This is a genomic window from Pedobacter sp. UC225_65 (assembly GCF_042698365.1).
GTDB lineage: Bacteria > Bacteroidota > Bacteroidia > Sphingobacteriales > Sphingobacteriaceae > Pedobacter.
This window is the reverse complement of the sequence record NZ_CP170550.1, coordinates 404,199-415,311: the sequence shown is the minus strand read 5'-3', so window position 1 is coordinate 415,311 and position 11,113 is coordinate 404,199. Positions and strand designations below refer to the sequence as shown.

General features: G+C 39.0%; 12 protein-coding genes and 1 pseudogene. 6 read left to right on the top strand and 7 right to left on the bottom strand.

From position 1 onward, the window contains the following. Nucleotides 1-9 precede the first annotated feature (9 nt). The 4 genes from ACFJIZ_RS02180 to ACFJIZ_RS02165 all read right to left on the bottom strand — a co-directional run bounded on the left by ACFJIZ_RS02180 (nt 10) and on the right by ACFJIZ_RS02165 (nt 4,543). Complete coding sequence (locus ACFJIZ_RS02180) at nt 10-1,515, bottom strand: FtsX-like permease family protein (protein WP_379090257.1); 1,506 nt, start codon at nt 1,513-1,515, stop codon at nt 10-12. Further along, the gene (locus ACFJIZ_RS02175) at nt 1,491-2,360 is read right to left on the bottom strand and encodes an ABC transporter permease (protein ID WP_379090255.1); all 870 of its coding nucleotides are present in this window, start codon (nt 2,358-2,360) and stop codon (nt 1,491-1,493) included. Before ACFJIZ_RS02175 ends, ACFJIZ_RS02180 begins: the two co-directional genes overlap by 25 nt. Nucleotides 2,361-2,497: 137 nt before the next feature. Then, on the bottom strand, nt 2,498-3,196 hold the full coding sequence (locus ACFJIZ_RS02170) for an ABC transporter ATP-binding protein (protein WP_379090253.1): 699 nt from the start codon (nt 3,194-3,196) through the stop codon (nt 2,498-2,500). Between the two features lie 102 nt (nt 3,197-3,298). Beyond that, nucleotides 3,299-4,543: an efflux RND transporter periplasmic adaptor subunit gene (locus ACFJIZ_RS02165; protein ID WP_379090251.1), complete on the bottom strand. Its 1,245-nt coding sequence runs from the start codon at nt 4,541-4,543 to the stop codon at nt 3,299-3,301. Between the two features lie 230 nt (nt 4,544-4,773). Between ACFJIZ_RS02165 and ACFJIZ_RS02160 the strand changes: the two genes are divergently transcribed. The 6 genes from ACFJIZ_RS02160 to ACFJIZ_RS02135 all read left to right on the top strand — a co-directional run bounded on the left by ACFJIZ_RS02160 (nt 4,774) and on the right by ACFJIZ_RS02135 (nt 7,617). Continuing rightward, nucleotides 4,774-4,914, top strand: coding sequence for a hypothetical protein (locus ACFJIZ_RS02160; protein WP_379090250.1), 141 nt, complete (start codon nt 4,774-4,776; stop codon nt 4,912-4,914). Between the two features lie 22 nt (nt 4,915-4,936). Then, nucleotides 4,937-6,145 (top strand): sigma-54-dependent transcriptional regulator, encoded by a 1,209-nt coding sequence (locus tag ACFJIZ_RS02155; RefSeq protein ID WP_379090248.1) that lies wholly within the window; start codon nt 4,937-4,939, stop codon nt 6,143-6,145. Between the two features lie 114 nt (nt 6,146-6,259). Beyond that, nucleotides 6,260-6,565, top strand: a complete 306-nt coding sequence (locus ACFJIZ_RS02150; RefSeq protein WP_379090246.1) for a hypothetical protein — start codon at nt 6,260-6,262, stop codon at nt 6,563-6,565. Then, complete coding sequence (locus ACFJIZ_RS02145) at nt 6,543-6,986, top strand: hypothetical protein (RefSeq protein WP_379090244.1); 444 nt, start codon at nt 6,543-6,545, stop codon at nt 6,984-6,986. The genes ACFJIZ_RS02150 and ACFJIZ_RS02145 overlap by 23 nt, the downstream gene beginning before the upstream one ends. A 44-nt stretch (nt 6,987-7,030) precedes the next feature. Further along, entirely contained in the window at nt 7,031-7,516 is a 486-nt protein-coding gene (locus tag ACFJIZ_RS02140) for a hypothetical protein (RefSeq protein ID WP_379090242.1), read from the top strand. Beyond that, nucleotides 7,471-7,617: an ATP-binding protein gene (locus ACFJIZ_RS02135; RefSeq protein WP_379090240.1), complete on the top strand. Its 147-nt coding sequence runs from the start codon at nt 7,471-7,473 to the stop codon at nt 7,615-7,617. The genes ACFJIZ_RS02140 and ACFJIZ_RS02135 overlap by 46 nt, the downstream gene beginning before the upstream one ends. A 58-nt stretch (nt 7,618-7,675) precedes the next feature. Here ACFJIZ_RS02135 and ACFJIZ_RS02130 read toward each other — a convergent pair whose 3' ends face one another. From ACFJIZ_RS02130 to ACFJIZ_RS02120, 3 genes and pseudogenes are all read right to left on the bottom strand, one after another. Continuing rightward, nucleotides 7,676-8,275: a CDP-alcohol phosphatidyltransferase family protein gene (locus ACFJIZ_RS02130; RefSeq protein WP_379093838.1), complete on the bottom strand. Its 600-nt coding sequence runs from the start codon at nt 8,273-8,275 to the stop codon at nt 7,676-7,678. Nucleotides 8,276-8,373: 98 nt separating this feature from the next. Further along, nucleotides 8,374-9,646 (bottom strand): annotated as a pseudogene (locus tag ACFJIZ_RS02125) (glucose-1-phosphate adenylyltransferase). Between the two features lie 12 nt (nt 9,647-9,658). Then, complete coding sequence (locus tag ACFJIZ_RS02120; RefSeq protein WP_379090238.1) at nt 9,659-11,065, bottom strand: glycogen synthase; 1,407 nt, start codon at nt 11,063-11,065, stop codon at nt 9,659-9,661. Nucleotides 11,066-11,113 lie beyond the last annotated feature (48 nt).

Here is an 11,113-nt window from a genome sequence, read left to right as displayed (position 1 = left end):
TTTCTCCTTTTACTCGTATTTCAAAGCATCAACTGGTTTCGCCTTAGCTGTTTGATAAGCCTGCAAACTCACTGTAATGATGGTAACCATGATCGAAATCGTAGTAGCTACAAGAAATGGCCATATAGTAAGCGTTGTACGATAGGCAAAGCCTGATAACCAATTATTAGATAAGATGTAAGCAATTGGTATAGCAATCATATTAGCGATAACCACCAAAACCAAAAAGCTCTTGTTCAGCATCTGCAAAATATCTTTGGTTTCTGCACCCAATACTTTTCTTACCCCGATTTCTTTGGTCCGTTCTTGAACCGTAAAGGCGGCCAATGCAAATAGACCAAGTATGGCAATGGACAAAGTAACATAGGTAAAGATGTTGAACAGCTTATCCAACCTTACATATTGCACATACACATTGGCAAAACTTTGGTCTAGCCACGAGTATTGGAAAGGAAATGGCTCTACCGATTGCCATACCTCTTTTACTTCGTTTAGGGTTTGTTGGATGTTATGGCCACTTACCTTTAAGATCACGTTATTTGCACTATTGGTAGTTCTACCTTCAATTACATAAGCAGTTGGTTCTGGATTAATTTCCATGCCTTTTTGAACATGATCTTTTACCACGCCTACTAGGGTCCTGCCCTCTATCCATTTATTGCCGACTTCTTTTTGAAGACCATATTTTTTTACAGCAGTTTCGTTAACCACAATGGCTGTACTATCTGTAGCAAACTGATCAGCAAACACCCTACCTAGCTTAGCAGGCATACCCATTACTTTAAAGTAATCAAAATCAACCGTGATCATGCTTAGGTTTTGTATACTTTTGCCATTGTATTCTCGGCCAACTACCTGCATCGATTTTACACCAGGATAATAATTTACCCTACTTACAGCCGTTACGCCTTCAATTTTGGCCAGTCTTTGTTTGATCTGTTCAAAATTCTTTAAGGTTTGACCTTTTCTAATCTTAAAAACAAGTACGTGCTCTTTGTCAAAACCAACATCTTTGTTCTTGATAAAATTGACCTGTTGTTTGATCACGATCAAAGAAACCATAAATATGGTGGCTACCGCAAATTGAACCAGCATCAATGCTTTTCTCATCCATATACTACCGATACTTCTAGATAAGTTGCCTTTTAATACTTTTACAGGTTCGTAACTCGAGAGGAAAAATGCAGCATAACCTCCCGATAACAGGACCACCAACAGCATTACTGTGGTTAACTGGAATATGAGTAATTTCGGATTCGCAAAACCAAAAAGAGAAAGTTCTGTACCCATCAGGTTATTTAACACAGGCATACCTACTTCTACCAACGCAAAAGACAACAGCAAAGCCATAATGCATTGTATAGCTGTATCGGTTAAAAAGTAAGTAATCAGGTTGCTCCGCTTCGCCCCTAGTACCTTACGCACACCCGTTTCTTTGGCGCGTTTAACAGACTGGGCAATAGATAGGTTGGTGAAATTGATACAGGCAATCACCAATAACAAACCAGAGAACAACAATAAAATGGTAACGATAGCAGGATTGCCCCTTTTGGCCGGTCTTGATCAGTTTTTGAATATAAATAGATATCAGTAACTGGTGTAATAAATATCTGGGCCTTTTTTAAGTCATTGTCTTTTTTAACAATAGGCAGTTTTAAAAAGGTTTTATTGATCTTTTCTTCAAAAGCCTTTCTGTCTATACCTTCCTTAACCAAGATATAAGTATAGAAATTTCCATTCCCCCAACCATCTCCGGCTGATGACTTCTTGATAAAACCATCAAAATCCATGTGTTCTGGTGTAGTTGGATCTTCGTAAACACCACTTACTGTATAGCGTTTATTGGTATTGATCATTAAGGTCTGGCCTACTGGATTTGTATTGCCAAAAAACTGTTTGCTGGTTTTGTTGCTCAATACAATTTGATCATAAGTTAAAAGTGCTTTTGGAACATCACCATATATAAATTTATAGGGAAATAAGTTAAACCATGTACTGTCTACCCCCATAATATGGTCTACATAAGCCTCATTTTTATCTTTGGCCAACAATCTTTGGCTCATGTCCCAAACATAAAAACGGCCATAGTCCTGAATTTCTGGCAAGGCCTCTTTTAATGCTGGCGCCAGTTCTGCCGGACTTGAAGAATATTCTGCTTCGCCTGGTGCCCATTTAACAGAAACACGATAGACGTTTTTTGCTTTTGGGTTCCAAGTATCATAACTTCTTTCGTGATTGGCAAACAAGAGGATCATAATGAAACCTGTTAAACCCACAGAAAGGCCAAAGATATTCAATGCTGTATATCCTTTATTTTTCCACAGGTTTCGCAATGCGATTTTTAAGTTTAACCTAAACATTTGGTATCAGATTTATTGGTGTGCAATTGGTTTATTGACAGAAGCTAGTTGTTAATGTATAAATGGTTGATGGCCTAACCCCATCCACCATTTTATTCTTCATCTTATAGTTGCTTCTTACTTTGTGTGGTTAAAAATTAAATCAGTTCTTCTGTTCTTCCTTTGTTCACTTTTTCAGAGATCACATGGCCATCTTTAAGGTTGATGATCCTGTTAGAAAAACTCGCATCGTGGCTAGAGTGTGTTACCATTACAATGGTTGTTCCTGTTTCGTTCAGTTCGCAAAGCAGTTCCATTACTTCGTTACCGTGCGTACTGTCCAAGTTTCCGGTTGGCTCATCGGCCAAAACCAATTTTGGTTTGGTAACCAAAGCTCTGGCTACTGCCACACGCTGCTGCTGACCACCTGAAAGTTGCTGAGGAAAGTGTCCGCTACGGTTCACAATGTTCATCCTTCCGATAATTTCATTCACCAATTTCTTACGTTCGCCCGCAGGAACCTTATTGTAGATTAAAGGCAATTCAATGTTTTCGAAAACGGTCAACTCATCAATCAGGTTAAAGTTTTGGAAAACAAAACCCATGTTTCTTTTTCTGAAATTTGAACGTTCCTTGTCGTTTAAGGTCAACAATTCCGTATCAATGAATTTGTAACTTCCACTTTCAGGTTTGTCCAAAAGTCCCATTACATTTAACAAAGTTGATTTTCCGCAACCAGAAGGTCCCATAATGGATACAAATTCTCCAGCGGCAACATGCAGGTTAATGCCATTTAAAGCTGTAGTTTCAATTTCTTCAGTTTTGTAAACTTTTTCCAGGTTTTCAATTTTAATCATTGCTGTATTTTTATCGGTTTATATCTTTAAAAGATTGGGGCCCCGACCAAACGCACAGATACAGGGCTTAACCAATCTAAATTTTTATTTCAGGTTTATTAACTATTTATTGACTTCAATAATATCATATTGGTTATACTGGTCGTATGATGAGGTCATGACCTGCTCATCTTTTTGTAAACCTTCCAATACTTCATAGTACAGATAGTTTTTACGTCCAATTTTTACATTTCTTTTGGTGGCTTTGCCATTGTTCACTACAAATACCCATAATCCACCAGTACTTTGGAAAAACTGTCCTTGGGCCAACAATAGTGATTTACTGTTATCAGACAAAGTCAGTTTCACCTGCATGGATAGTCCTCTTCTCAACTCGTCCGGAGATTTGCCTTCAAAAACCAATTCTACCTGGAACTGACCTGCAGTAACCTCTGGAATTACTTTTCTAACGGTTAATGAATAGGTTTTTCCGTTAAATTCGCACTGTGCAGTCTGTCCTTCCTTCACACGGTTGATGTAATATTCATCCACACCTGCCTGTAGTTTATAACCTTGCATTACATCAATTTTACCCAACATCTCATTGGCACCATAAGATTTTCCAATTACGGGATCATAAGACGACAAGCGGCCTGAAACTGGTGCCTTGATCGTCATGTTCTCGATATTTTGTCTAATGGTCTGCAAACTCTCATTCATTCTGGCAATAGAAGTCTCTATTTGTTGCAACTGCATTACACGGCTTTGGTTCTCTTGTTTAACCGCTTGTTTCAATAAGGCTTTTCTACCTTGATAATACTCGTAATCTTGGCTCGATGTATTAAATTCTTGTTGCGTAATTACCTTTTTGGCAAATAATGCACTGTCTATTTTATATTTACGGGTCGATGTTCTCAAGCTGTTCTCGATGTCCATCATGTCTTGGCTCATTACCCTTTGGTTCTGTTCAAGGTCCAATCTCAATTTACGCAATTGATTGATCTGCTCGGTAATGCTGGTTTCGCTAGCCGTATAACTCGACAAGGCATTCGGGTTGGCAATTCTTAATAGTGGTGTGCCCGCCACAACCGATGCTCCGTTTTCTGTAAAGATCTGCGCAACCGTTCCACCTTCTGATGAACTTACGATTACAGATGTTAAGGGAACTACACTAGCATTAAGTAGCACTACATCTTCAAAATCTCCGTATTGTACTTTGCTAATGGTAATTTTATCAGCATCTGCTTTAAACACTTTATTCAACGATAAGCTGTATCCGTAAGCTACCAATGCTAAAAATACCAGCGAACCAACAATAATTAGTATCGTTTTCTTATTAAATCTCTTTTTCTGTATTACTTTATCCATTTGGGTATATTCTATTATTGTTATGCCTTTTGCCAAGTTTATGCCAAGAGCCATAAAAATTTTAATCACCTCATTTACAGTTAATTATTTTTAATACCCCAAAAATTATGTCCAATATCGAACAGTAGCTGTACACCATCGAACAGTTTCTTATAAATTTGTTCAAGCTTAAAGTCTAAAGCTGTAAACCTTTCTTTAGTCTTTGGTTGCTACACTTAATATTTTCCTACATGACAGATGCCAATATTTTAGTAATCGACGATGATGATGATATCTTACTAAGTGCACGTTTGTTCCTCAAACAGCATTTCAATCAAGTGCTTACTTGTAAATCGCCAAGAAAAGGTCAATGTATTGCTGAGCAAAAATGAGGTTGACATTATTTTGTTGGATATGAACTACCAAAAGGGCGCTAGCGATGGCCGCGAAGGTTTGTACTGGTTAGAACATATCCTTTCTATTGACAAAGATTATGTTGTGATTTTAATGACGGCATTTGGAAACGTAGAATTGGCCGTACAGGCCATTAAAAAGGGTGCTATAGATTTTATCTTAAAGCCATGGGAAAACGAGAAATTGTTTGCCACCTTATCTGCTGCTGCCAAATTACGTCAATCTAATAAAAAGGTCAAAAAACTAGAGAAGATACATACCTCCATACAAAGTGACATGGCCAGGAAGTTTGAGCACATTGTAGGGAGTGATGACAGTGTACAACAATTGCAAAAAACGTTGGTAAAAGTTGCCCCTACCGATGCCAATGTGCTGATCTTAGGCGAAAATGGAACAGGTAAGCAGGTATTTGCCTACGAATTGCATAAAAACTCATTACGTAGAAAACAGATCTTTATGCACGTGGATTTGGGTTCATTGAATGAAAATCTATTTGAGAGCGAACTTTTTGGTTATGCCAAAGGGGCTTTTACCGATGCCCGTGAAGATAAACCAGGTCGTTTTGAGATGGCCGATGGTGGAACCATATTCTTAGACGAGATCGGTAACCTTTCTTTACCATTACAGGCCAAATTGTTAAGTGTATTACAAAATAGAACAGTAACCAGGCTAGGCGAAAGCAAAGAAAGAAAAATTGATGTCCGTTTGATCAGTGCAACCAACATGCCACTGAATGAGATGGTAGCCAAAGGAACTTTTAGGCAAGATCTACTGTTCAGGATCAATACCGTAGAACTGATTTTGCCACCACTACGCCAACGAGGAAACGATATCATCCTTTTAGCTTATCATTTTCTACAAAGTTTTGGTAACAAATACCACAAAAACCTAAAAGGAATCCATGCAAAGGCAGAACAGACACTACTCCATTACAGTTGGCCCGGTAACATTAGAGAGCTACAACATGTATTGGAACGTGCTGTAATTATGACCGATGGCTTTGAGATCACTGAAAACGACCTGCAGTTGTCGCCACAGAAATTTGGCAACCAAGCTGTAATGCAAACGGATATGCCATTAGATGAAATGGAAAAAATGATGGTCAATAAAGCCATTGAGAAACACAAGGGTAATATTTCTAGGGCCGCAGCAGAGCTTGGGCTAACACGTGCCGCCTTGTACAGAAGGATAGAAAAGTTTGGCTTGTAAGTGGCATCAAGGTGTGAGAATTTAGAGATGAGCGGTGAGCCTCATGCCTTCGCAACTCCTATTCCCAAATTTTAAACTTATTAATTACTAAATACTTATTACTTTTAACACTAGATGTTTTACCAGAGATTTACCTTCCGCTTAGTTAGTCGCTTGTTGTTTGTTAACATATTGGCGGTATTATTGGTTTATCTTATCCGCAACACACAACTTTGGTTTACCATTACTGGTGTTGCGCTCATTCTATTGGGCACTACCATCTCTCTTTATTTCTACATTAACCAGATCAGAGATGACATCAAAAGATTTATTCTGGCCGTAAAAACAAGAGACCATACCCTCAACTTCAAAAATAAGGTAACCAAAGGTAGTTTTCCAGAATTATATGAGTCTTTCAATGACATTATCCAGGATCCATAAAGATATCCAATTGGAACAGGATGCTATTTTCCAGTTGATCAAAACTATCCTAGAGCAGGTTCCAGTTGGAGTTATTGTTGTTAAGAAAACTAAAGCAGCTAATGAAAAATCTGAAATTTCTTTCTTCAATATTGCGGCAAGTAACCTCTTAAATGTTCCTGCATACAGTTATTGGCATCGTTTTGAAGAACATCTGCCTATTTTTGCAGCCGAAGTAGAAAAGATCGATACGGGTGGAAAACGTTTTCTTGAATTGAAGATTCAGGATAAGTTTATTCAGCTTTCTATGGAAGTGATTCCGTTAAACTTGTATGGTGCTGATCATATCATCATCTCATTCCAGAACATCAAAGACGAGATTGAGCAAAAGGAAACTGAAGCCTGGAACCGTTTAATTGGGGTGATCTTCACGAAATCTTAAACTCCATTACACCGATCAGTTCTTTATCTGATACGGTTAACCAGATGATTACCAACAAAACCACTTTAGACAAAGAAGACCTTGAAGACCTAAAACCTGCGCTACAGACCATTAAACGTAGGTCGGAAGGTTTATTGGATTTTGTAAAAGACTACCGTTTGATTGCCGAGCTTCCTACACCAAATGTTGAACAACACAGTGTAGGCGAAATTTTACAACATGTTAAAGTATTGATGCACCCAATGGTCAGTGCCAAACACATCAAGTTACAGGTCGTACAAACTGCTTCAAAAATATCGTTACAGATCGACTTTAAATTGGTAGAACAAGCTCTGATCAATTTAATTACCAATAGCATGTATGCTTTAGAACATGCAGAACAACCCTTAATTGAGGTGACGTACAGATTGGCCCACAATAAAGTATATATCGACGTAATTGACAATGGCAAAGGATCGAGGCAGATAATATCGAAAAGATATTCGTGCCTTTTTATACTACGCGTAAGAATGGATCCGGCATTGGACTGACCATTACACGTAACATCATGAAGATGCATAGAGGTAGTTTGGAAGTAGATTCCATTCCAAACCAGCGCACAACTTTCTCTTTGGTATTCAACTATGCTTAGTCAATAAACTCCTTGGTTCGTGTCCACACGAACCAGGGCCAGGTGACACGAACTCCAATTAGCTATTCAAATACTTACTCTTCTTAAACTCAATTCCTCTTCTAATTAAAATGGCGTGGTAAAAACTAGGAATATCGTGTGTCCATTTGGGTAGAAATAAAATAATGAGCACAACATCCAATTGTGAAATTAAGCCTAAAATAATACAAGTTTTCATCATCCATCCACCATAAGCGAAACCCAATAAACAGGTAAATGTTGCCAACAAGGTTAGTCCCCATATTTTTGACACAAATGCATGCGTACAAGTTTCCTTTCCGAACTTGACTAAACTAACCGCATAACACATCGCTTCCATTACCAAAATTGCAATAACACCAATCCAGTTTTCTCTGATCAACTCTGGATAGATCAAGTAACAACTAAAGGCAATACTCAACCAAAATATCAAATCAGTCTGACTATCTAACCTTCGCATCTTTTCGGTATCAATTTTCATTTCCCTGGCGATAATGCCATCAAAAATATCAGAAAACAACCCTAAAAACATCAGCACCAATACAATGTAGGCGGCTTTCTCCCCCATCAGAAAAGAAAGCAAAATAATGGTAGGAGCTAATAAAAACCTGAAAAGAATTAACAGATAAGGAATACTCATAAAATGTGGATGCAATGAACAGATTTTTTTAGGGAATAAAAAACCTTGGTTCGTGTCGACACGAACCAAGCGGATGTGACACGAACCAAGGCTTCAATTTAAATTACTGTTCCATTCGGGATGGTTGCGCCCTTTTTAACCACTACAATCCCGTCTTTTACCACATATAGACCATAGTCGCCTTCGGCTAGATGCGAACCGCCATTAATGCGCACATCATTTCCGATACGGCAGTTTTTATCTACAATGGTATTATTGATGTAACAACGATCCCCAATACCCAATAAAGGGTGGCCGATACGTGTTTCTTCATTGATTTCGGGTAAGGTTTGGTAATGGTCGCTTCCCATAATGTACGAATTGACAATGGTAGTTCCTTTGCCAATTCTAGAGTCGGATACCCAACACTGCCCTTTCTACCCTACTTGCCTGTACAATACAACCTTCGGCAATAATTGTACGTTCTAAAGTAGTACCTGATATTTTAGACGGAGGCAACATCCTTGCTCTTGTAAAAATGGTATGCGCACTATCAAACATGTTAAACTGCGGCAACTCGTCTGTTAAGCCTAAATTGGCTTCAAAGAAAGAAGAAATATTACCAATATCTGTCCAATAACCTTCGTATTGGTAGCTCAACACATGGTTGGTCAATAAAGAGCGTGGAATGATTTCTTTACCAAAATCTTTTTCTTCTGGGTTTTCATTCAACATCTTGATCAGTAGATCACGATTGAAAATATAGATCCCCATCGAAGCCAGATAATTTCTTCCGGCACCTTTCATCTCATCACTTGTTTCCGATGTCCAGTCTGGCAACAGATCCGATTTAGGTTTTTCGATAAATGAAGTGATAAAACTATTCTCATCTGTTTTTAAAATCCCAAATTCGGTAGCTTCCCTGGCACTTACAGGTATGGTTGCAATAGAGATTTCTGCCCCCTTGTCGATATGGGCTTTCAACATCTCCCTGAAATCCATTTGGTACAATTGGTCGCCAGATAAGATCAGGATATAATCAAATTCATGGTTCACAATGTGATGCATACACTGACGTACAGCATCGGCAGTACCCTGAAACCAAGTTGGGTTATCTGGTGTTTGTTCTGCCGCCAAAATATCTACAAAAGCCTTAGAAAAATGGCTAAAATGATAGGTATTCTTAATGTGTTTATTGAGCGATGCAGAATTAAACTGTGTTAAAACAAACATACGGTGTACGCCCGAATTCATGCAATTTGAGATAGGAATATCTACCAAACGATATTTGCCACCTATTGGCACCGCTGGTTTGGAACGTGTTTGTGTTAGTGGAGACAATCTTGATCCTTGGCCACCGCCAAGAATTACACCCAATACTTTATCGGTCATATATATTTAGTTTTACATTTGGTATAAATCGATGTACTGTTGGGCCGCCCTATCCCAAGAGTGGTCCAAAGCCATGATAAACTTACGGATTTCTTTTACTTTTTTCTGATCTAAAGACAACTCATAGGCCCTTCCTATGGCATGTCCAACATCCCAAATACTGGTTTGGTCGTGGCAGGTCCCAAAACCCCCATCGCCAATATCTATAACGGTATCTTTAAGCCCTCCAATACGTCGCACAATAGGGATTGTTCCATAACGCAAGGCGTACATCTGGTTCAAACCACAAGGTTCTACCCGCGATGGCATCAAAATAAAATCGGCAGCGGCATAAATCTGGTGCGACAGGGCTTCATTATAGCCTATGTAGGCATTGTAGCTACCTGGAAACTGCTGTGTAAGCGCATTCAATCGGTCTTCTACCTGTGGGTCACCAGAACCCAAGGCAATGATATTGATTTCTCCATCGCTTTGTTGTAGGGCATTGTAGAAGATTTCCGGTAAGAGGTCTGCTCCCTTTTCGCCCACCAAACGCCCAATAAAAGTGAACAATGGCTTTTCTTTATCTAAGTTAAAGATGGCACAAATGGCCTCTTTGTTTGCTTTCTTACCACTCTCTACCGTTCTAACATTAAAACCTTTAGCCAGCATGGGGTCCTTTTGCGGGTTCCATACCTCTACATCAATGCCGTTTAAAATACCTGCAGATTTGCCGCGCTCTTGCGCCAAAAGGTTTTCTAATCCATTGGCATTGTAACTGATCTCTTCTAAATAACTAGGCGAAACAGTACTAACCCGCCAAGCACATTTAATGGCTGATGCAAGTGGATTGATGCAGTTGCCCCAATCTAGTTTGCTCGAATTTCTGAGGTCGAAAGCTGGTAAATAATAGAGTTTGTCCCAACCAAACTGACCTTGGTACTGGGCATTATGGATGGTGAGTACGGTTGGGATATGGCTTAAATGTCTATAATTATAACAATTGCCCAACATAAAAGGAATCAGACCTGTATGGTGGTCGTGGCAATGGATCACATTAGGCTGATGCTCCCACTGGGCAATCCAGTCTAAAGCAGCAATCTGAAAGGCCATGAAACGTTCGGTATCATCGTCATACCCATATACCTTTTCTCGATCTAATAGGCCTGCAATGTGAACCAAAAACAGATCAAAACCCAGCTCATTGGTCTTTTCTCTAAAAATCCTGACTTGAAAATTAGTATAGCCCAGTCTTACCCAACCATCATACACTACTTCAAAATCATGTTGGTGCAAAAACTTGGTCTGGTAGGCAGGCATTACCACTTTAGCCACATGTCCGAGCTTATTTTGATATTTTGGCAACGCACCAACGACATCGCCTAAACCACCAACTTTTGCTACCGGATAACATTCTGCACTAAAGTGTATAATTTCCATAATTAGAGCTTTGAGAAAACTTAGTCAAAATAGGCAATAGATTGAGCA

Coding starts and splice junctions, on each gene's coding strand:
- ACFJIZ_RS02175 (WP_379090255.1), bottom strand. CDS start 2,360: ATGTTTAGGTTAAACTTAAAAATCGCATTGCGAAACCTGTGGAAAAAT.
- ACFJIZ_RS02170 (WP_379090253.1), bottom strand. CDS start 3,196: ATGATTAAAATTGAAAACCTGGAAAAAGTTTACAAAACTGAAGAAATT.
- ACFJIZ_RS02165 (WP_379090251.1), bottom strand. CDS start 4,543: ATGGATAAAGTAATACAGAAAAAGAGATTTAATAAGAAAACGATACTA.
- ACFJIZ_RS02160 (WP_379090250.1), top strand. CDS start 4,774: ATGACAGATGCCAATATTTTAGTAATCGACGATGATGATGATATCTTA.
- ACFJIZ_RS02155 (WP_379090248.1), top strand. CDS start 4,937: ATGAACTACCAAAAGGGCGCTAGCGATGGCCGCGAAGGTTTGTACTGG.
- ACFJIZ_RS02150 (WP_379090246.1), top strand. CDS start 6,260: ATGTTTTACCAGAGATTTACCTTCCGCTTAGTTAGTCGCTTGTTGTTT.
- ACFJIZ_RS02145 (WP_379090244.1), top strand. CDS start 6,543: ATGACATTATCCAGGATCCATAAAGATATCCAATTGGAACAGGATGCT.
- ACFJIZ_RS02140 (WP_379090242.1), top strand. CDS start 7,031: ATGATTACCAACAAAACCACTTTAGACAAAGAAGACCTTGAAGACCTA.
- ACFJIZ_RS02130 (WP_379093838.1), bottom strand. CDS start 8,275: ATGAGTATTCCTTATCTGTTAATTCTTTTCAGGTTTTTATTAGCTCCT.
- ACFJIZ_RS02120 (WP_379090238.1), bottom strand. CDS start 11,065: ATGGAAATTATACACTTTAGTGCAGAATGTTATCCGGTAGCAAAAGTT.